This window comes from Rhizobium sp. FKL33 (assembly GCF_005222915.1).
Lineage (GTDB): Bacteria > Pseudomonadota > Alphaproteobacteria > Rhizobiales > Rhizobiaceae > Rhizobium_E.
Genome location: NZ_STFX01000038.1, coordinates 121,356 through 141,672 on the forward strand (window position 1 = coordinate 121,356; position 20,317 = coordinate 141,672).

The window sequence follows — 20,317 nt, forward strand, 5'->3', positions numbered from 1 at the left end:
TTTCTACAGCCATTTGCCGAGGTCGGAGGACGTCGCACGACCCGTCATCGGACAGCGGGCGCGGTCGGTGTTCGACCTTGACCTTGTCGCAGCCTAGGCATGCGCTCCAATGACTATACGCTTGGCGGCACGTCCTGGAATTTTAGCCCGAACCGCCCGAGATATTTCACCAGCCGATCGGCATCGTTGCTGCTCTGCTTCTCCATCCGGGACTGTGCAAAAAGAGCACGGCCGGCTGAGCTGGCGGATGCGTGCTGGCGGCAGACGCGCAGGACATCTGCGAGTTGGACGGCATCGAAGCGGTCGAGGCGGGAGGCGGCTTCCTCTCCGAGCGCCTCTTCGAGGATAGAGACCCAGCCGTCGCCCGCCACCCGCCACAGCATCCTCAGCCTGCGGATTTCGTCATCCACGGCCTCCGCGGTGATGCGACCCTGCGGCGCAAGCGTCGCCATGCGGGTGACGGAGGCGGAGAGATCGCGGAAATTGGCGGTCCAGGCAGCGTCCGGTCCCGTTGCGAAGGCGAGATAGCGCTCACGCGCCTCCTTGTTGAAGGTGACGTTCTGGCCCTCCCTGTCGAGGTAGCGGCGAAGTTCGAAGTCGAGATTGGGTTCGATATCCTCCTTGCGGTCGCGCAGCGCGGGCAGCTGAAAAGTCCAGAGATTGAGGCGGGCGTAGAGATCCTCGCGAAACTTGCCCTTGCGCACATCCTCGCCGAGATCGCGATTGGTGCCGGCGAGCAGTTGGAAATCGGCCGACGCCTCCTTGTCGGCGCCGACGGGCAGGAAACGCTTTTCCTCGATGGCGCGCAGGCACATCGCCTGCTCGTCGAGCCCGAGTTCGCCGATCTCGTCGAGAAACAACACGCCCTTATCGGCGGATTTGAGCAGCCCCGCGCGCTCGGTCGCAGCGCCGGTGAAAGCGCCCTTCACATGCCCGAACAGCGCCGACATGGCCTGGTCGCCGCGAAGCGTCGCGCAGTTGACCTCCACAAACGGGCCGCTGATCTTGTGCTGGCTCTTCTTGAGTTCAAAGATCCGCCGCGCCAGTTGCGATTTGCCTGCGCCGGTCGGCCCTGTCAGCAGCACCGGCGCCGTCGAGCGGACCACGACCCGTTCGATCTCATCGATCATGCGGTTGAAAGCGGCGTTGCGGGTCGAGATCCCGGATTTGAGGAAGGACGCAGCCTCGGTCTGCTCCGCTGCGAAGCGCTTGGCGATTTCGTCATAGCGCGAGAGATCCAGGTCGATGACCGTATGCGTGCCGGCGAAATTGTCGAACTTGCTCCGCTCGCGCGGCGGCGACAACTGCAATAGGCGCGCCGGGATGATGCGCGCTTCGGTCAGCAGAAACCAGCAGATCTGGGCGACATGGGTGCCGGTGGTGATGTTGACGATATAGTCCTCGCTGTCGGGATCGAAGGCGTAGCCGCGGGCGAAATCGCGGAGCTTCGTATAGACCTCTGAAAAATCCCAGGGATCGCGGAAGTTCAGGACGGTCGGGCGCACTTCTGTCGCGGGCGAGACGATCTCGATGTCGTCAACGATCCGCGTGCACAGGGACTGGGCGTGGTCATCGTGAATGAGCTCCAGCCGATCGATGAACAGACCCGACTGCTGACACAGCGCGACATTGGGCCGCCAGCGGCTCCAGCGGTCCTCGCGCTTGCCCATGTCGAGCGTGGTTCCCAGAATGCTGATGGCGACCCGGCGTTTCACGGCTTATCCAAACTTATAAGATCCGATATATTTAGATATAATATTTTGATTGAACACAATGCGCAAGCGCACGCCGCGCCCATTGCTGTAAAAGATAAAACCACACAATATCAATTTGATAGGAGAAATTGTCTCGAAGGCCGCGCGATTGTCGGCAAACTGGCACACGCCCTGCAAAGTATCTGGCATGAACAAGCAGAGGGGCTCCGTCATGGCAAACAAGGCGATCTTCAAATCCTACCTCGGCAAACTGCTTCCGGGCATGGACGCACGCAATCACGAAGGGGCTGCGGCTTATGCGCTGTCGGCGCGTGAGGCGCTGGCGCAATATGCCGTGACCGGAACCTTCAACAACACCTTTTACGCCGATGGAGCAGACCAGCTTGACGCGGTGCGTAAGCTCGCGCTTGAGGTGGAGCCGGAATTCCTGGCCAAACTGGCGATCCATGCGGCCGAGAAGGGCCAGATGAAGGATATGCCGGTAACCTTGCTGGCGATCCTGTCGGGCCTTGAAAGCGACGCCTTCGCCCGCGCTTTTCCGCGCGTGGTGAAAAGCGGCAAGATGCTGCGCGGCTTCGTGCAGGTCATGCGCTCGGGCGCTGCGGGACGGAAATCGCTGGGGACGCGGCCGAAGAAGATGGTCCAGGCCTGGCTCGAACGCGCCAGCACGGAGCAGATCCTGCGCGCCATGGTCGGCAACGATCCGTCGCTCGCCGATGTGATCAAGATGGTGCATCCGAAGCCCGCAAGCGAAGAACGCCGTGCGCTCTACGCCTGGGCGATCGGGCGACCCTACGATCACGCAGCGCTGCCCGACCTCGTCAAGGCGCTGGAAGCCTTCCGGCGCGACCAGACCAATCCGATTCCGGACGCGCCGTTCCAATTGCTGACCTCGCTTTCCTTGACGCGGGAGCATTGGGTCGAAATCGCCCGCAAGGGCGGCTGGCAGATGATCCGGCAGAACCTCAATACCTTCGCGCGCAATGGGGTGTTCGAGGTCGACGGTGTGGCCGAGGACATCGCCGGTCGGCTTTCCGACCCGGCCGAAGTTCGCAGGGCGAAAGTCTTCCCCTATCAGTTGATGGTGGCGTGGAAGATGGTCGACCCGACGGTTCCGGCTGTCGTGCGGGACGCGCTTCAGGACGCCATGCAGACGGCGATCGCCAATGTGCCGGCGGTTGCGGGCGATGTCGTGCTCTGCCCCGACGTGTCGGGATCGATGAGTTCGCCCGTGACGGGCTTCCGCAAGGGGGCAACGTCGTCGGTGCGTTGCATCGATGTGGCCGGCCTGATGACGGCGGCGTTTTTGGAGCGCAACCCGAAGGCGCGGGTGCTGCCGTTCGAGAACCACGTGGTGAAGGTGGATCTCAACCGGCGGGACTCGGTGATGACCAATGCTGACAAGCTGGCGGCGATCGGCGGCGGCGGAACGAACTGCGCAGCACCGCTGAAAAAGCTGGCCGACGAGAGAGCCAAGGTCAACCTCGTCGTGTTCATCTCGGACAACCAGTCCTGGTTGGATGCGCGGCCGCAAGGCCAGGCGTCGGCGATGATGACGGAATGGGCGCGGATCAAAAGGCGGAACCCGGCTGCGAAGCTGGTCTGCCTGGATATTCAGCCCTATGGGACATCGCAGGCTCCGACTTCGGCCGATGTGCTGAATGTCGGCGGCTTTTCCGACGCGGTGTTCGACGCCATCGCCGCCTTCGCCTCGGGATCGTCCGGGCCAGCTCTTTGGGTGAAGACGATTGAGGACACCGTCCTCTGAGAGAATGCTCCCCGCCGGGTCGTGACCGGCGTGGGGCGCCGTGACGAATGCCGGAGAAACTACAGGCTATCACCCTCCAGGTCGCGGGTTCGAATCCCGCCGGGTCCCCCAAATTTATTTGCGCGCAGCCGCCACACCAACCCTGCGCGCGCATCATGGACCCGTAGCTCAGCGGATAGAGCAGGACGTTTCTCCAAACCTTGTCGTCACGGCAAGAACATGGATGGCGAATGCATGAGAAACTACATCTCTGTCTCGGGTTCGACTCCCGGCGGGACAAAAGTTCCGAAGCTCACGGCGAGCAAGATGTTTCTCAACCCTTGTCGCCATGGCTGGTTGAAAAATGGAGAATGATGAGACGACGTGACGAATGCATAAGGGAACTACATCTGGGTAGCGGGTTCGAGTCCCGCCGGGGCAGACGCCCTGTAGCTCACCGGGTAGAGCAAGACGTTTCCATTGAAAACTCGTCGTCACGGACTGAATTGCAGCGGCGAATGCCGGACGGAACTACAGCCACCAACTCTGGGATGGTCTGGCAGGTTCGACTCCTCCTGGGCATACGCTCTCTGGCACGAGCGGGGCCATCCGGTTTCGTCCATTCTCGTCGCCGCTGCAAGCAGGCGCTTCGGCGAATGCCGACAGGACTACAGGTAGCGCGCCTTGCCCGGAAGAACGGGTTAGGAGGCCGGATGTTCAAATCATCCCATGGTCGTATTTGCGAGCATGTGGCGCAGGTCGAGTCTTGTCCCGCCTCGTCGCCGAGGCCTTGAATACCCCCGGCGAATGCCGGCAGGACTACAAGGAAAGAGCGCTCACTTCAGTTTCGAAGTGAGAGGTCGGATGTTCAAAGCATCCCGGCTCCTGCAACGGAGCGCGTAGCTCAGAAAACGTCTTGCCAACCGTCGTCGCCGGGGCCGGAAGACGCAAACCACTTTGAAAAGGACTGCAAACGCAGAAAAGAAGATGATTGAGATAGTGAGCGGACAAGATTTGATCAACGCCGGCATGAGCCAGGGCAAATGGTTTCGCCCCGCGCTCGAGGCGGCCAACACGGTCTTGGCGCAAGGTGGTTCGATGGCGGATGCGCTTGACGCCGCCCGACGCTTCGCGCCGGCCCCGGCCCTGCCGCTGCGGTCGGAAAATGACATCGAAATCCACATGAACATCCGCGCCGAGGACGAGTTCGAGCGCGACAATATCGAAAAGGTCAACGCCACCATGCGCGCGCTCGTGCGCACGCCGGGCATCCGCGCCGCCGCCATCATGCCGGACGCCTGTCCTGCGGGTCCGGTCGGCTCGATTCCGGTCGGCGGCGTGGTGGCCTCCGAGCATATCCATCCGGGCATGCATTCGGCCGATATCTGCTGCTCCATGGCGATCTCGATCTTTCCGGGCGTCGCGCCGAAGGACCTGCTCGACGCGGTTCATGCAGTGACGCATTTCGGCCCGGGCGGACGTCCGCGCGGCGCGCAGATCAAGCCGTCCGAACAGACGCTGACGGCCTTTCAGGACAACCCGTTCCTGAAGGACGCCGTCAGCGCGGGAATCGAGCATTTCGCAACGCAGGGCGACGGCAATCACTTCGCCTATGTCGGGCAGATGAAGTCCACAGGGGAGACGGCGCTGGTGACCCATCACGGCTCCCGAGCACCGGGCGCGCGGCTCTACGACAACGGCATGCGGGTCGCCAATCGCTATCGCGCAGAGCTTTCGCCGGAAACATTGAAGGACAATGCCTGGATCCCCGCCGACGGCGAGGACGGCGAGCTCTATTGGACCGCCCTGCAGACGATCCGCCAATGGACCAAGGAGAACCATCTGGCGATCCACGACATGGCGGCGGAGAAGCTGTCGGCCAAGATCGCGGACAGATTCTGGAACGAGCACAATTTCGTGTTCCGGAAGTCGGACGGCCTGTTCTATCACGGCAAAGGCGCGACGCCGGCCTTCGACGGCTGGGCGGAGGACGCAACCGATCTGACGCTCATTCCGCTCAATATGGGCGAGCCGATCCTGATCGCACGCGGGTCCAACGCAGTCAACGGACTGGGATTTTCGCCGCATGGCGCGGGCCGAAACTTCTCACGCAGCGGCCATATCCGTCGCCTCGGCGCCGAATATGGCGCCGATAGCCGCGGCTTGAGTCCGAACAACATCGCCGCGATCCTGGCCAAGGAAACGGCGGGGCTGGATGTCAGGTTCTTCTCCAACGCTCCCGACGTGTCGGAACTGCCGAGCGCCTACAAGAACGCCGCCAATGTCCGAGCCCAGATCGACCATTACGGCCTTGCCGAAATCGTCGACGAGGTCATCCCCTATGGCTGCATCATGGCCGGCGACTGGCAGAGGGACCCGCCGTGGAAAAGGAAGAAGAGCCGAGAGAAGTGAAGAGGCTCGTGGCGAGCTTTCAAGGTTCGCCACGGCGGCCCTCGTCCTGGTATTCATCGCGACGCCCGGGAGTTGGGCCAGTCAGCCCCGACAAAACACACTTAATCGATTTTCATCGCTGGCATGAACGACCACAGCCAGCCCGAGCCAGTTTGGCTGTCTTTACCGGGCCGTGGCCATCATTCTCGTTATAGGAGAGATCACCGATCAACCTATGGATGGACTGGCTAAGCAGGAAAACTCAAGGCCTTGATATGCCGACCAACGGCCCATCAACATTGAAGAGCGACGACGAAGCCTATTCTAACTCATAGCGAAATGGAGACCGAGATGTCGGCGGTATCGCGCCGCTGCTCTAGCGTTAAGCTGTCGAAAGCATTAAACGCCATATCATGACCGAAGGCTCCACAAATAGCGCCTGATAACAAGCGATTGCGTGTGAGCCGATCGAATGTTGAAAAGCGCGACCGCGACCGATCCGGTGCAGATTTCGGGTGCGGTGCAATCGACCACTCTACCGCCTCTCCGCAGTCCGCATTCGCCCCGGTTGAGAACCGGTCGAGGGCTCATGGACGATGCATGGGCGGGATATAGCGAGGAAGATCGGCGGCGCGCAACAGAGAAAATCGGCCTTTTTCGCTTTTGCCGCCGCAGCTTGCCTTGACACCTCCAAGCCCCTCGCGTACACGCAGGTCACGAATGCTGCGGATAGCCATATCCTCGGCCAGAAATAGGCTTTGCCGAAAGGCTAGCCACCACCGGCGGATATCCGCCACACGCAACCGACTGACAAAAAGACCGCACGGGCGGCGTTCGCGAGAACTTTTCCCGATGTGCGTACAAAGAACATGAAAGGAAAAATAATGTTCGCAGTCATCAAGACCGGCGGTAAGCAGTACCAGGTTTCCGCCAACGACGTCATCGCCGTCGAAAAGCTCGAAGGCGAAGCCGGCGCTCAGATCGAATTCAAGGAAGTCCTCGTTGTCGGCGAAGGCGCCGGCGCCAAGATCGGCGCGCCCTTCGTGGCTGGCGCCGTCGTGACCGCGGAAATCGTCGAGCAGGGCCGTTCGCGCAAGACCATCGCTTTCGTGAAGCGCCGCCGTCAGAATTCCAAGCGCAAGAAGGGCCATCGCCAGGCCTTCACCAAGGTGCGCATCGTCGCGATCGCGGCTTGATCGGTTAAAGAGGACCAAGGAGAACTACTATGGCACACAAAAAAGCTGGCGGCTCCTCGCGTAACGGCCGCGATTCCAATTCCAAGCGCCTCGGCGTCAAGAAGTTCGGCGGCGAGAACGTCATTCCGGGCAACATTATCGTGCGTCAGCGCGGTACGCAGTGGCATCCGGGCGCCAATGTCGGCCTCGGCAAGGATCATACCATTTTCGCGCTCGTGGAAGGCAATGTGGACTACCGTACGAAGGCCAACGGCCGCGTTTACGTGTCCGTAATGCCGAAAACGGCGGCCGCAGCAGAGTAAGCCGGCGCTCTTTAAACAGCCGGCGCCTCATCGGCCCGGCTGACGCTACAGGTTGCAAAACCTCCAGGTTTCAAAAGGGAAGATGGGGAAAATCCATCTTCCCTTTTCGCATTTGACCAAGGAGGTTGTCATGCAAAGCCCAATCTTGAAGGAAAGCCAAAGTGGTTTTCCCAGCGACGCGCGGCCAATGCCGCAGGAGTTGTTAAGTCCGCAATTGCAAAGCGAGCGTCTGACGCTCCGCGCGCCCGAAACGGCCGACGCCCACGCAATTGCCCATCTCGCCAACAACATCAACGTCGCCTCCAAACTCTCCCGCATGCCGCATCCCTATACGGTGGCCGACGCCGCGAACTTTATCGCCCGTGTTGCCTCCGGCGCGATGGGCAAATGCGTGTACGCCGTGACCCGAACCGACAACCGCGCCTTCCTGGGCGGCTGCGCCCTCGAGGAGACGGATGGCGGCCGAGGTCTGGAGATCGGCTACTGGCTCGGCGAGCCCTATTGGAACCGGGGTTTTGCGACGGAGGCCGCGCAGACCCTGATCGACCACGGCTTCCACACCTTCGACGCCGATTACATTGACGGCCGTTGCCGGGTGATGAACACCGCGTCCCGCCGGGTGCTGCAGAAATGCGGCTTTCAGTTCCAGGGCACGGGCATGGCCTCCTCGCTCGCGCTGGGTGGTCGGGTCGCGGTGGAATGGTTCCGTCTCGATCGCAAGACCTGGGATTCGCTGAGACATTGGGGAGGAGCGAGATGAACGCGCTCGTCCATGATCTCCTGCTCGGAACCCGGCCCTTGCCGCCCCGCACCAACCCCGCCTGCCCCGATCTCGGCGAACAGCCGCTGATCCGCACCGGGCGCCTGACGCTTCGTCCGCTGGCCGGAGCCGACGCGCCGGCCATCCGGGCGGGTCTCGACAACTACCGCGTCGCCAAGATGCTGGCCCGCGTTCCCCAGCCCTATCACCTGGAGGACGCCGAGGACTGGCTGGCGGCGGGGCCGCAGGGCGGCTGGAGCTTCGCGGTCACCCAGGGCGGCATCGGCGCGATCCTGTCGCCTTCGACCCGGGCCGCCAACGCCAATGTCGATGACCGGCTGATCGGCGTCGTCTCGATCGAATGGACCGAGAGCGCCGGCCGCAAGGGTTGGCATCTCGGCTACTGGCTCGCCGAGGAGCATTGGGGACGCGGCTTGATGACGGAAGCCATCAATGCGGTTCTGGCCCGCTTCTTCTCCGCCCATATGGGCGAGACGCTCTATTCCCAAGTGATGGCCGACAATCCGGCCTCGCTGAGGATCCAGGGCAAGCTGGGCTTCGACGTGACCGGCGTCTCCGATCTCTATTCGGAAGGCCGCTCGTCCATGGTCAGGACCATCCTGACCGAAGTCACCTTCGGCGGCTACATGCCGCACTGAAAAAGAAAGGCCCGGGACGCGTTCCGCCCGGGCCTTTCGCATGGAGGCAAGCTGCGTTCACGCCGCCCTGCGCGTCCGCGCCGCCCCGCCATGTTGCGTCTGCGCGAAGGTGAACCGTTCGACCAACGTCTTCAGCTTGGCAGCCTCCATGGCGAGCGCCGAGGATGCGGCGTTCGATTGCTCCACCAGCGCCGCATTCTGCTGCGTGGTGTGATCCATGGAATTGACCGCCTTGTTGACTTCGACCAGCCCGCTCGATTGTTCCTTGGTCGAGACCGCGATCACGTCCATATGCGCATTCATCTCGACGATGAAACCGCCGATCGTCCGCAGCGCCTCGCTGGCCTGACGCACCAGATCGACGCCGTTGGCCACTTCCGCGCTGGAATTCTGGATCAATTGCTTGATTTCCTTGGCGGCGTTGGCAGAGCGTTGCGCCAGTTCGCGCACTTCCTGCGCCACGACGGCGAAGCCCTTGCCGGCCTCCCCCGCCCGCGCCGCTTCGACGCCGGCGTTCAGCGCCAGCAGATTGGTCTGGAAGGCGATCTCGTCGATGACGCCGATGATGTTGGAGATCTGCTGCGACGAGGACTCGATCTTGCGCATCGCCTCCTCTGCATGTCCCACCACTTCGGAGGATTGTTCGGCCGACTGGTTGGCGCGCGAGGCGACGCCTCGCGCCTCCTGGGTGCGCTTGGAGGAGTTGGCGACATTGGCGGTGATCTCCTCGATCGCCGCCGCCGTCTGTTCGAGCGCAGCGGCCTGCCGCTCCGTGCGGCGGGCGAGATCGTCCGCCCCCTCGGCGATTTCCCGCGTGCCGATATCCATTGTGGCGATGCTCTCCGCCACCGAGCCGAGCGCGGCCCCGAGTTGCGCGACCGAACTGTTGAAGTCCTTGCGCAGGCCCTCGAAATTCTCGTCGAAAGCGTTGTGGAGCTGCACGGTGAGATCACCCTGCGACAGGCGCTTCAGGCCCTCGGCCAGGCCGGAGGTGGCCTGACGCAGCCGTTCGTTGGCCTGTTCTTCGGCCTGGAGCCGGGCGAGGCGCTGAGCTTCTTCGGCTTTCAACCGGTTGCTTTCCGCTTCGGCCTGCAGCCTTTTGTTGGTGAGCGCCGCCTCGCGGAAGATCTGCATAGCCCGCGCCATCCGGCCGATCTCGTCTCCGCCGCCGGCGGGAATATCCACTTCGGTATGTCCGGCCGCGAGCGCTTCCGTCGCCACCGAAAGCCGCTGCAGGGGACGGGAGACGAGCCGGTGATTCATCAGCGTGAGGCCGGCGGACATGGCGGCGACGACGACCGCAGCGATCAGGCTGATCTGGCGAACATCGGCCAGCGCGTCCTTCTGCATCTTCGCCGCAAGAGCCGACTTCGCCCGCACGGATTTGGACAATGCGGTCATCGTCTTGACGAAAGATCTCAATAGTCTTGCGCTCTCGCCGTCCAGTTCGATGGCGCGCGCGAGATCGACCGTGTCGGTCGACCGCATATACTGGATCTGCTTCAACACGAACTCCATCTCCCAGCGGTGGATGGCGGTGGAAGCCTGCTCGAATTTGGGAAGATCGTCCGGGGTCAGCGTCGTGATCATGCCGCGAAGAATCTCGACATCGCCGTCGAGATGGCTCAGCATGCCCTCCACGTCCTTGACATAGACCCGGTCTCCAGTGAGCAGGAAATTCTTGAGCGCCAGCCCGGCTTCGCTCACGTCGGCGCCGAGGTCGTCAGTCCGGCTGACCAGCAACATCAACGCTTTGTCGTTTTCGGCGAGCGAGGCGACGATCTGAACCCGTTCGAATATGAACACGCACACGCATATTGAGATGAACGCCAGCGCGGCGAAGGCGATCATGCCCTTCTTACTGACGGAAAGATTGTTCAACATGATAGGTCTCCAAGCGCGCCGGCTGTCCCGGACAGGCGCCGATTGTCAGGCGTTGTGAGGTCCGCATCGTCGTTCATCCGCCCACGCCCCGCCGTCGCGCCAGTTCGGTCAGATTGAACTCAATGGTGACGGCGCCGATCTTGCCGCCGCCATCCTTGTCCGACAGGGTCATGCTGGCCTGGCTGCGCCAGATCTTGAATTCGTCGTCCCATTCGGGTTCGTCGATGAACAGCGCGTCATTGCCGACGTCGAACGTTTTCTGAAACTTGTCTTCGTCTCCCTGCCAGAAATCGCTGGTGATCGAGCTCTGGCCGACATTCAGTCCGTGTTCGTCCATCACGAAGATTTCCGCATAAAGGCCGAGCGATCGTCCCTGGATCCGGCTCAGATAGATCGACAGCGGACTGGACATGGTCGCCGCAATCAGGGGCTGATCGTCGGCCTCTCTTTCGGCGCGCCAGGACTTGTCCAGCTCATCAATGCCCGTCTGGTCGAGATCACCGCCGTTCTTGTTCCGGGCCTTCACCGACAGCTGAACGATTTCGGTCTGCAGCCAGCCCTGCACCTCCTTGATCACTTCAGGGGAGATGAGGGCTTTGGCGTCGGGTTTTGGCGGCTCCGCATGGGCGGCGGCGGTCGTCATCAGCAAGATGGCGGCGATAGTTTTAAGTTGCATGTCTCTCTCCACTTCCCGAATAAGGATTGGCGAGGATAGCTAAAATTTTATGAATTATAGCAACTATTATTCACCCAGCGAAATTCACACCCGCATTGCGCGCGCAATCTTTAGTTTATAGAGAATATTGTAATTTAGATACACCGCGAACTACCGCCACGACTCAGCCGAGCTCCAGCCAGACCGGCTTATGGTCGGAGGCGATGCAGTCCATGTCCGTCCAGCCGCGCTTGAGACGGGACGTCAGCGTGGCGCTCGCGAAGATATAATCGAGATATTGCCTCACTTCGGGCCTGCCGGGCTCTTCCCAGGAGTAATCGCCAGTCTGCCGCCCGCCCAGAAAGGCCAGCACGTCCACCGGCATGGTGGCCCGAGGCGTGCGCCCGTAATAGGGATCGACGCGTCCGGCCATGGCGACATATTCAGGCGTTTCCGGCATCATGTTGAAATCGCCGAGGATCAGATAGTCGTCGGTATGCGGCAAATCCGGAAAGCCGAATTCGCAGCCGCCCGTCACCCCGCCGCCTTCGACGCCATAGAGCGTCGCTCTGTCCTTGAGATAGACGATCTGACCAATCCGCTCATCCGGATCGCGATGATCGAGATGCGTGGAATAGACGCGGATCGGCCCCTCCGGCGCGTCGATCAAGGCTTCGAGCGCCGCCCGCTGCAGATTGAGCTCGCCATAGGTGCGGCTGCGCGGCAGGAGCAGATTGCGCAGCGACAGGATCGGATAGCGCGACAACACCATATTGCCGAATTGTAGGCGCCCGACATGCCCCGCCCCCGCATTGGCCGGTCGGAAATCGACATCGGCGCCGGGACCGAAGGCCTGGTGAAAATCGGGAAGCAATTCCATCAGCCGCGCCGGCATGTCGAGAAAGCCGTTTTTCGGCAGGTTCCGGGTCACTTCCTGAAAGCCGACGATGTCGGCGTCGCGCACGACATCGGCGATGCGTTCGAGGTCGCAGACGCCGTCGAGACCGAAACCATATTGAATGTTAAAACTGACGACTTTCATGATACTCTTTGACCTTTCCGGCTTAGCCGCTATATCGAACACGCGAGGCGGCCAGAGAGCAAGCCCGAGACAAGAAGAACGGCAAAAAGATGAAGTTTCTCGACCAATGCAAAATCTATGTCCGAGCCGGCGACGGCGGCGCGGGCTCCGTGTCATTCCGGCGCGAGAAATTCATCGAATTCGGCGGCCCTGACGGCGGCGACGGCGGTCGCGGCGGCGATATCTGGATCGAGACCGTCAACGGGCTCAACACGCTGATCGACTATCGCTACCAGCAGCACTTCAAGGCCGAAACCGGCGTGCACGGCATGGGCCGCAATCGCCATGGCGCCAAAGGGTCGAGCGTCACGCTTAAGGTGCCGGCGGGAACGCAGGTCTTCGAGGAAGACGGCGAAACGCTAATCTGCGACCTGACCGAAGTCGGCCAGAAATTCCGCCTCGCCAAGGGCGGCAATGGCGGTTTCGGCAACGCCTATTTCAAGAGCTCCACCAATCAGGCCCCCGACTGGGCCAATCCCGGCCAGGCCGGCGAGGAAAAGACCCTCTGGCTTCGCCTGAAGCTGATCGCCGACGCCGGTCTCGTCGGCCTGCCGAACGCCGGCAAGTCGACCTTCCTGGCAACCTGCACCCGCGCCCGGCCGAAGATCGCCAATTACCCCTTCACCACGCTGCATCCTAATCTCGGCGTCGCCACCGTCGACGGCAAGGAATATGTGCTGGCCGACATTCCCGGCCTGATCGAAGGCGCGCATGAGGGCATCGGCCTCGGCGACCGCTTCCTCGGCCATGTCGAGCGCACCCGCGTGCTGCTGCATCTCGTGTCCGCCCAGGAAGAGAATGCCGGCAAGGCCTACAAGACCGTCAAGGCCGAACTCGACGCCTATGGCGCGGGTCTCGGCGAAAAGCACGAAATCGTCGCGCTGTCGCAGATCGATACTGTCGACGCTGAAGAACTGAAGAAGAAGAAGGCCTCGCTGAAGCGCGCTTGCGGCCAGACTCCCTTCGCCATTTCCGCCGTCAGTGGCAAAGGCATGCCGGAAGTGTTGCGCGAGCTTGCCCGCATCATCGAGACCAGCAAGGCCGAAGATCCCAATTTGCCCAAGGCCGAAAGCGCCATCGACTGGAAGCGCAAGGAAAAAATGGCGCCGATGGCCGACGAAGACGATGAGGACTTTGACGACTATGACGACGAATGAGCGCCTCAAGCTCGAAGACTGCCGCCGCATCGTCATCAAGATCGGCTCCGCGCTGCTGGTGGATCGAAAGACTGGCCTGAAAAAGGCCTGGCTCGAGGCGATGTGCGACGACATCGCCCAGCTCGCCGCCAAGGGCGTCGAAGTGCTTGTGGTGTCTTCGGGCGCCATCGCCATGGGCCGCACGGTGCTCGATCTGCCCTCGGGCGCGCTGAAGCTCGAGGAGAGCCAGGCCGCCGCCGCCGTCGGCCAGATTTCGCTCGCTCGCGCCTGGTCTGAAAGCCTGTCGCGTCACGACATCGTCGCCGGCCAGATCCTGCTGACGCTGGGGGACACTGAGGAGCGCCGTCGCTATCTCAACGCCCGCGCCACGATTTCCCAGCTGATGAAGCTGAAGGCCATTCCCGTCATCAACGAGAACGACACGGTCGCCACCAGCGAAATCCGCTACGGCGACAATGACCGGCTCGCCGCCCGCGTCGCCACCATGGTCGGCGCCGACATGCTGGTGCTGCTGTCCGACATCGACGGTCTCTATACGGCGCCGCCGCATCTCGACCCCGAGGCGCGTTTCCTCGACTTCATTCCGGCCATCACGCCGGAGATCGAGGCCATGGCGGGCGGCGCCGCGTCCGAACTGTCGCGCGGCGGCATGCGCACCAAGATCGACGCCGGCAAGATCGCCACGTCTGCGGGCTGCGCGATGATCATCGCCTCCGGCAAGGTCTATAACCCCCTGGCCTCGATCGCCAAGGGCGTCCGCCACAGCTGGTTTGCGCCCTCGCCCGAACCCGTGACAGCCCGCAAGACTTGGATCGCCGGGCAACTCTTGCCCGCCGGCCGTCTCGTCATCGACGAGGGCGCCGAACGTGCGCTCCACAGCGGCAAGAGCCTGTTGCCCGCGGGCCTCCGCGACATCGAGGGCGACTTCTCGCGCGGCGACACAGTAGCCATCCTGTCGCTCGACGGTCGCGAGATCGCCCGCGGCCTCGCCGGCTACGACGCCCAGGAAGCCCGGCAGATCGCCGGCAAGAAATCCGCAGAGATCGCCGAGATTCTCGGCTATTCCGGCCGCGCCGCCATGGTCCATCGCGACGATATGGTGATGACGGCCGCCCGCCAAACCCGGAGCAAGACGAAGGACAAGATCGATGCTTGACATGGCCAAGGACGATATCAAGACACTGATGCTGGAAATCGGTGCCCGCGCCCGCGCCGCCAGCCAGCCATTGTCGATCGTCCCGACGCCAGCCAAGAACGCCGCCCTTCTCGCCATGGCCGAGGCCATCGTCACCCGCAAGGCGGAGATCCTCGCCGCGAACGCGCTCGATCTCGACGCCGCCCAGGCCAACGGCATGGCCGCGTCCTTTGTCGACCGCCTGCTGCTGAACGACGCCCGCATCGACGCCATCGCCCAGGGCATCCGCGAAATCGCGGCGCTCCCCGATCCCGTCGGCGACGTCATCGCCGAATGGGACCGTCCGAACGGGTTGCATATCGAACGCGTCCGCACACCGCTCGGCGTCATCGGCGTGATCTATGAAAGCCGTCCCAATGTGACCGCCGACGCCGGCGCGCTGTGCCTGAAGGCCGGCAACGCCGTGATCCTGCGCGGCGGCTCCGATTCCATCCATTCCTCCTCGGCGATCCATGCCTGCCTGGTCGAGGGATTGAAATCCGCCGGCCTGCCCGAGCATGCGATCCAATATGTGCCCATCGCCGACCGCGCCGCCGTCGGCGAAATGCTCTCGGGCCTCAATGGCGCGATCGACGTCATCGTGCCGCGCGGCGGCAAATCGCTGGTCGCCCGCGTCCAGTCTGAAGCCCGCGTCCCGGTCTTCGCCCATCTCGAAGGCGTCAACCACATCTATGTCGACGCAACCTCGGATGTGGAGATGGCCAAGAACCTGGTGATCAACTCAAAACTCCGCCGCACCGGCGTCTGCGGCTCGGCCGAGACGCTTCTGTTCGACAGCGCAGCCCTCGGCACCCATCTGATGCCGATCCTCGAAGCGCTCACCCATGCCGGCTGCGAGATCCGCGCCTCGGCCACCGTGCTGAAGGTCTTCCCGGCCTTCAAGCCGGCGACCGACGAGGACTGGTCGACCGAATATCTCGACGCCATCATCTCGGTGGCCGTGGTCGACGGCATTGGCGGCGCGATCGCGCATATCAACCGCTATTCCTCGCACCACACCGAAGCGATCATTTCGGAAGATCCGGACGCCGTGGCCCGCTTCTTCAACGAGATCGATTCCGCCATCCTGCTGCACAACGCCTCGACGCAATTCGCCGATGGCGGCGAATTCGGCATGGGCGCGGAAATCGGCATCGCCACCGGCAAGATGCATGCGCGGGGTCCGGTTGGCGTCGAGCAATTGACCTCGTTCAAATATCGCGTCCGCGGCAGCGGCCAGATCAGGCCCTGACGCCGGTGGATGCAGGGGGGATTGGCCGGCGTCATCTGATCATGCCGCATGTCGAGCCCGGCATGCTGGTGGGCCTGTTCGGCGGATCCTTCAATCCGCCGCATCAGGGGCACCAGCTGGTGGCCGATATTGCGCTGCGCCGCCTCGGGCTCGACCAGCTCTGGTGGATGGTGACCCCCGGAAATCCGCTCAAATCCCGCCGCATTCTCGCTCCGCTCGCCGAACGCCTGGACCTCTCCGAGGCGATGGCGCATGACCCGCGCATCCGCGTCACCGCCTTCGAGAAGAGCCTGAACTCCACCTACACAGCCGAAGTGCTGGCCCGCGTCAAGGCTCGCAATCCAGCCGTCCGCTTCATCTGGATCATGGGCGCGGACAACCTGCGCGATTTTCACCGCTGGCAGAACTGGCGCAAGATCGCCATGACCTTCCCCATCGCCGTCATCGACCGGCCCGGCGCGACCCTGGCCTTTCTCTCCTCCGTCATGGCCAAGACCTTCGACTATGCCCGCATCGACGAGCATGACGCGGGCGCGCTCGGCGCGCTTCCCGCCCCGGCCTGGACTTTCATCCACGGCCCACGCTCGCGGCTGAGTTCGACCGCCATCCGCAAGGGGGCTAGGACCAGCTGAGAGCCGGGCTTGGAGCGTATCTCAGCTCTCGATGCGCCGGGCTTCCGATTCCAGCATGATCGGCACACCGTCGCGGATTGGAAAAGCGAGCTTGGCTTTCTCCGAGACGAGTTCGTTGCGGTCGCGGTCATAGATCAACCGGCCTTTGGTGACGGGGCAGACCAGAAGCTCCAGCATTTTCGGATCGGGGCGGGCGAGATCGAGATCGGTCATCGCGAGCTCACTGCAGCGTGCGGGCGGCGTCGCCGAAGGCTTTGGCGAGCACGATTTCGGTCATGGCGACCAGCGTTTCGGCGCGCGTCTTGAGGTCGGGAGCTTCGAGCAGCGCCTGCTTTTCGCGAGGTCCGAACGGCGCCATCATCGACAGCGAATTGACCAGCGTGCGGTTCGACGTCTTGCCGACCGCTTCCCAGTCCACTTCCAGCTTGTTGGCGTCGAGATAATTGCGGAAGGCGGAGAGCAGCGCGTCGCGATCCACCGCCGGATCATCGTCGGGCTCGATGAGATCGCCCATGAAAGGCTTGATCGCAAAGCGACGATAGGGACAGTGGCTCTGAGCCAATTCATTGAGCAAACGGATGCGGCAGATGCCGGAGACATCGATGACATAGCGGCCGTCGCCGGTTTCGCCGAAGGTGGTGATGCGACCGATCGTGCCGACCTTGCAGAGCTCGGGAGTGCCTGCCGGACTTTCATCGGTCTCGGTGAACACCGGCTGTGCGACGCCGATCAGACGGTTATGCTTCAAGGCGTCGTCGATCATGGCGAGGTAACGCGGCTCGAAGACATTCAGCGGCAGATGCGCGCCGGACAGCAGCAACACGCCCGACAAGGGAAAAATCGGAATGCTCTCCGGCAGATCCGCCTCGGTCAGATAACGCGCATTGCCAACCTGCATAGACCAACCTCTCTCGCAACTCGACAAGAATATGGGGGGCGAAGGCCCCCCATTCAAGCAAATGGATCAGGAGAACAGGATCGACGACAATTTGCGCCGTGCGGCGATGGTCGCGGGATCCTTGAAGCCCCAGACATCGAAGAACTGCAACAGCTGACGGCGGGCGCCGTCGTCGTCGTAAGCGCGGTCCTTCTTCATGATGTAGAACAGATGCTCGGCGGCGCCGTCGCGGTCGCCCTCGACATTGAGGATCTTGGCCAGCTTCATGCGAGCGTCGTGATGATCGGGGTTGAGCGCCAGTTCATGTTCGAGCGCGCGGGGATCGCCGAGCTTGCGGGCTTCCTCGATCTGGGCGAGCTTGGCGAGAAGGGGCGCGACGACGGCGTCCGTCTTCTTCTCCTCGGGGAGGCTCGCGAGCAGATCGCGGGCGCGCTCCCACTGGCCGGCCGCGATCATGCAATTGGCCATGCCGGCCAGCGCCTTGAGATTGTCGGGATCGGCCTGCAGCACCGCGCCATACATATCGGCCGCGCCGCCGAGATCGCCTTCGGCGAGCGCCGCCTCGGCTTCGGTCAGCACCGCTTCGATTTCCGCCGCTTCATCCACCGGACCTGCGCCCGGCCCGGCAATCTTGTCGATGAAAGCGCGAACCTGCGTTTCGGGCAGCGCGCCCATGAAACCGTCGACCGGACGGCCATTGACGAAGGCGACGACGGCGGGAATGGACTGGATGCCGAGCTGTCCCGGAATGGCCGGATGATCATCGATATTGAGCTTGACGAGCTTGACCTTGCCGCCCGCCTCGTTGACGACCTTTTCGATCACCGGCGTCAACTGACGGCAAGGGCCGCACCAAGGCGCCCAGAAATCCACCAGCACCGGCTGACGGGTCGATTCTTCCATCACGTCGCGGCCGAAGGCTTGGGTGGTGGTGTCCTTGATATGCGCCGATGCGCCGCCATTGGTTTTGGATGCGGGCTGGCCGCCGAGACCGCCGAATGGATTGCTGAAACCCGTCATTCTCGTCACTCCGATTTTTCCGCCCTGATGTCGTGGGTCAGACGGTCACTTTCAAGATATGGGCCTTGTGTCCGGTCGCTTCGATGAAGCGGATCAGGTCGTCGCGGCCGATCGAGGTCGTGGCGTCGTTTCTGAGCGGGTGGCAATTGATGATGTCATTCTTCATCAGTTCTTCGTCGAGCACAATCGTCACATTTTGCCCTATGTCGTTGATCACGCCGAAAGCGGTGACCGAGCCCGGGACAACGCCCAGATACTCCATCAGCTTCTCCGGCTTGCCGAAGGAGAATTTCGATGCGCCGCCGACGATCTGATGCACGGTTTTCAGATCCACCGTCGCATGCTCCTCGACCGTCAGCAGGAAAAACTGGTCCTTCTTGTCCTTCAGGAACAGGTTCTTGGTGTGGCCGCCGGGAATCTCGTCGCGCAACGCCGCCGATTCGGCGACCGTGAACACGGCCGGATGGGTTTTCGTCTGATGGCGCGCCCCGAGCTGATCGAGAAATGCGAACAGATCCTCATCGGTTTTCGGCTGGGCGTCGGCCATTCTTCTTCTCCTTGCTGACTCGATCCGGAGCCGAGTGATACGCTGCTTCCGCGCCGGGAGCAATGGCGGCGGCGACGGCGAACCGTTCAATTTCCGACGTGATTTCAAGGAGATGTCATTTTTCTTCTCTTTGCTGTCATTTCCCTGTTGCAATCTCCGGAGCCTTGAGCGATATAGCGCCCGTCGCCGCCGGAAGGCAGCGGCTCACGGTTCCAACCTACCCCAGGAACGTGAATGATGAGCGGGTGTAGCTCAGGGGTAGAGCACAACCTTGCCAAGGTTGGGGTCGAGGGTTCGAATCCCTTCGCCCGCTCCAATTTCTCCCAGACTGTGAATTGCTTTTGTTATTGCCTCAGGATTGCCATCCGTGCAGCCTTTCGCGCTTGCCGCCAGCGTTCGGGCATAGCTCGAAAAACAATCCACAAGCTTGATTTTTTTCGCCAAAAACCTGTTGCATTTCATCTCCGGCTGGGGCATATCGCCCTCGTCGACGGCTTCGGCGACACCCGGTCCACACTACCCCAGGGCCGCGGGTTTTGAGCGGGTGTAGCTCAGGGGTAGAGCACAACCTTGCCAAGGTTGGGGTCGAGGGTTCGAATCCCTTCGCCCGCTCCAGTTTTCCTAAAAACGACCACGCATGACAAATCGCTCCGCCGCGTCCGTTCGCCCGAAGTTTTGCCTCATTGTCTCGCTTCGCCCATGAGGGCTCGGCCGGGGCGCGAAGAACGCCTCGTTAAGTTAATTTTATAGTGACGCTCGTCGCGCCCCGCATTCGGCGGTTTGTGCCTCGAACTTGACGCTCGTCGCCGCAGATCGAGCCTGCGGGTAATCCGCCTCTAAAGCGGGCCTTACTGTAACGTCCCTTGCGAGACGCCACCCTGGGGGACGCTTTCACGTCCAGGTCCCCAGTGTTCGGGGGTCGTCGTTTCTCGAAGCCCCGGAGAAAGAGGGTTCACGTCGTCCCTCTTCCCCCAGCGCCGGCCCCATCTCGCCGCGACGCCTCGCGGTGTAGCCGATGATGGGACGAGAGACAGGATAAGGGGCGTGGGATGGTGGGGGATGAAAAAAATTTCGTGACGGTGATTTTTTTGGAGAAGACCCTCCCCCACCCCTCCCACAAGGGGAGGGGCTTAACCTGGAACTGCCGCCGGCGTCCCACAGTTCAGCCTAGAGCATCGTACGATTAATCCGGGGCACATCCTGCCGCTTTGAAGAAGTTCCAGCATTCGGCTCGATTGAAGAGGTTG

Annotated in this window: 17 protein-coding genes, 2 tRNA genes and 1 pseudogene; 12 read left to right on the forward strand and 8 right to left on the reverse strand. The window is 62.3% G+C overall.

Annotation, left to right across the window (positions count from 1 at the left end; translation table 11 throughout):
- Positions 1 to 113: 113 nt before the first annotated feature.
- On the reverse strand, positions 114 to 1,715 hold the full coding sequence (rtcR, locus tag E8Q41_RS21840; protein WP_137157685.1) for an RNA repair transcriptional activator RtcR: 1,602 nt from the start codon (positions 1,713 to 1,715) through the stop codon (positions 114 to 116).
- A 211-nt stretch (positions 1,716 to 1,926) separates the two neighbouring features.
- On the opposite strand from rtcR, the gene E8Q41_RS21845 reads away from it, so the two are divergent.
- The 6 genes from E8Q41_RS21845 to E8Q41_RS21870 all read left to right on the forward strand — a co-directional run bounded on the left by E8Q41_RS21845 (position 1,927) and on the right by E8Q41_RS21870 (position 8,770).
- The gene (locus E8Q41_RS21845) at positions 1,927 to 3,483 is read left to right on the forward strand and encodes an RNA-binding protein (protein WP_137157686.1); all 1,557 of its coding nucleotides are present in this window, start codon (positions 1,927 to 1,929) and stop codon (positions 3,481 to 3,483) included.
- A 978-nt stretch (positions 3,484 to 4,461) separates the two neighbouring features.
- Positions 4,462 to 5,874 carry an RtcB family protein gene (locus E8Q41_RS21850; protein ID WP_137157707.1) on the forward strand — a complete coding sequence of 471 codons (1,413 nt, stop codon included), beginning with the start codon at positions 4,462 to 4,464 and terminating at the stop codon, positions 5,872 to 5,874.
- An 863-nt stretch (positions 5,875 to 6,737) separates the two neighbouring features.
- On the forward strand, positions 6,738 to 7,049 hold the full coding sequence (gene rplU, locus E8Q41_RS21855) for a 50S ribosomal protein L21 (RefSeq protein ID WP_137157687.1): 312 nt from the start codon (positions 6,738 to 6,740) through the stop codon (positions 7,047 to 7,049).
- 29 nt (positions 7,050 to 7,078) lie between these two features.
- A complete protein-coding gene (gene rpmA / locus E8Q41_RS21860) occupies positions 7,079 to 7,351 on the forward strand; it encodes a 50S ribosomal protein L27 (protein WP_137157688.1) in 273 nt (90 codons plus the stop codon).
- Between the two features lie 130 nt (positions 7,352 to 7,481).
- Positions 7,482 to 8,111, forward strand: coding sequence for a GNAT family protein (locus tag E8Q41_RS21865; RefSeq protein WP_137157689.1), 630 nt, complete (start codon positions 7,482 to 7,484; stop codon positions 8,109 to 8,111).
- The gene (locus E8Q41_RS21870) at positions 8,108 to 8,770 is read left to right on the forward strand and encodes a GNAT family N-acetyltransferase (RefSeq protein WP_170976576.1); all 663 of its coding nucleotides are present in this window, start codon (positions 8,108 to 8,110) and stop codon (positions 8,768 to 8,770) included. Before E8Q41_RS21865 ends, E8Q41_RS21870 begins: the two co-directional genes overlap by 4 nt.
- A gap of 57 nt (positions 8,771 to 8,827) precedes the next feature.
- On the opposite strand, the gene E8Q41_RS21875 is transcribed toward E8Q41_RS21870, so the two are convergent.
- The 3 genes from E8Q41_RS21875 to E8Q41_RS21885 all read right to left on the reverse strand — a co-directional run bounded on the left by E8Q41_RS21875 (position 8,828) and on the right by E8Q41_RS21885 (position 12,351).
- Complete coding sequence (locus E8Q41_RS21875) at positions 8,828 to 10,654, reverse strand: HAMP domain-containing methyl-accepting chemotaxis protein (RefSeq protein ID WP_246660280.1); 1,827 nt, start codon at positions 10,652 to 10,654, stop codon at positions 8,828 to 8,830.
- Positions 10,655 to 10,727: 73 nt separating this feature from the next.
- Positions 10,728 to 11,330 carry a hypothetical protein gene (locus tag E8Q41_RS21880; RefSeq protein WP_205910408.1) on the reverse strand — a complete coding sequence of 201 codons (603 nt, stop codon included), beginning with the start codon at positions 11,328 to 11,330 and terminating at the stop codon, positions 10,728 to 10,730.
- A 163-nt stretch (positions 11,331 to 11,493) separates the two neighbouring features.
- Entirely contained in the window at positions 11,494 to 12,351 is an 858-nt protein-coding gene (locus E8Q41_RS21885; RefSeq protein WP_137157691.1) for an endonuclease/exonuclease/phosphatase family protein, read from the reverse strand.
- Between the two features lie 89 nt (positions 12,352 to 12,440).
- On the opposite strand from E8Q41_RS21885, the pseudogene obgE reads away from it, so the two are divergent.
- The 4 genes and pseudogenes from obgE to E8Q41_RS21905 all read left to right on the forward strand — a co-directional run.
- Positions 12,441 to 13,469, forward strand: a pseudogene (obgE, locus tag E8Q41_RS21890) (GTPase ObgE); the annotation flags it as partial.
- A gap of 64 nt (positions 13,470 to 13,533) precedes the next feature.
- Complete coding sequence (gene proB / locus E8Q41_RS21895) at positions 13,534 to 14,703, forward strand: glutamate 5-kinase (RefSeq protein ID WP_137157693.1); 1,170 nt, start codon at positions 13,534 to 13,536, stop codon at positions 14,701 to 14,703.
- Complete coding sequence (locus tag E8Q41_RS21900; protein WP_137157694.1) at positions 14,696 to 15,973, forward strand: glutamate-5-semialdehyde dehydrogenase; 1,278 nt, start codon at positions 14,696 to 14,698, stop codon at positions 15,971 to 15,973. The genes proB and E8Q41_RS21900 overlap by 8 nt, the downstream gene beginning before the upstream one ends.
- Before the next feature lie 41 nt (positions 15,974 to 16,014).
- Complete coding sequence (locus tag E8Q41_RS21905) at positions 16,015 to 16,605, forward strand: nicotinate-nucleotide adenylyltransferase (RefSeq protein ID WP_137157695.1); 591 nt, start codon at positions 16,015 to 16,017, stop codon at positions 16,603 to 16,605.
- A gap of 21 nt (positions 16,606 to 16,626) precedes the next feature.
- Here E8Q41_RS21905 and E8Q41_RS21910 read toward each other — a convergent pair whose 3' ends face one another.
- From E8Q41_RS21910 to E8Q41_RS21925, 4 genes are all read right to left on the reverse strand, one after another.
- Entirely contained in the window at positions 16,627 to 16,818 is a 192-nt protein-coding gene (locus E8Q41_RS21910) for a Trm112 family protein (RefSeq protein WP_137157696.1), read from the reverse strand.
- A 7-nt stretch (positions 16,819 to 16,825) separates the two neighbouring features.
- Positions 16,826 to 17,503, reverse strand: a complete 678-nt coding sequence (locus tag E8Q41_RS21915) for an LON peptidase substrate-binding domain-containing protein (protein WP_137157697.1) — start codon at positions 17,501 to 17,503, stop codon at positions 16,826 to 16,828.
- Positions 17,504 to 17,569: 66 nt separating this feature from the next.
- On the reverse strand, positions 17,570 to 18,523 hold the full coding sequence (gene trxA / locus E8Q41_RS21920) for a thioredoxin (protein WP_137157698.1): 954 nt from the start codon (positions 18,521 to 18,523) through the stop codon (positions 17,570 to 17,572).
- 37 nt (positions 18,524 to 18,560) lie between these two features.
- Complete coding sequence (locus tag E8Q41_RS21925; protein WP_137157699.1) at positions 18,561 to 19,070, reverse strand: prolyl-tRNA synthetase associated domain-containing protein; 510 nt, start codon at positions 19,068 to 19,070, stop codon at positions 18,561 to 18,563.
- A 241-nt stretch (positions 19,071 to 19,311) separates the two neighbouring features.
- Between E8Q41_RS21925 and E8Q41_RS21930 the strand changes: the two genes are divergently transcribed.
- Together E8Q41_RS21930 and E8Q41_RS21935 are read left to right on the forward strand one after the other, a co-directional pair.
- Positions 19,312 to 19,386 (forward strand) — tRNA-Gly (locus E8Q41_RS21930).
- Between the two features lie 224 nt (positions 19,387 to 19,610).
- A tRNA-Gly gene (locus tag E8Q41_RS21935) sits at positions 19,611 to 19,685 on the forward strand.
- The last annotated feature ends 632 nt before the right edge of the window (positions 19,686 to 20,317 follow it).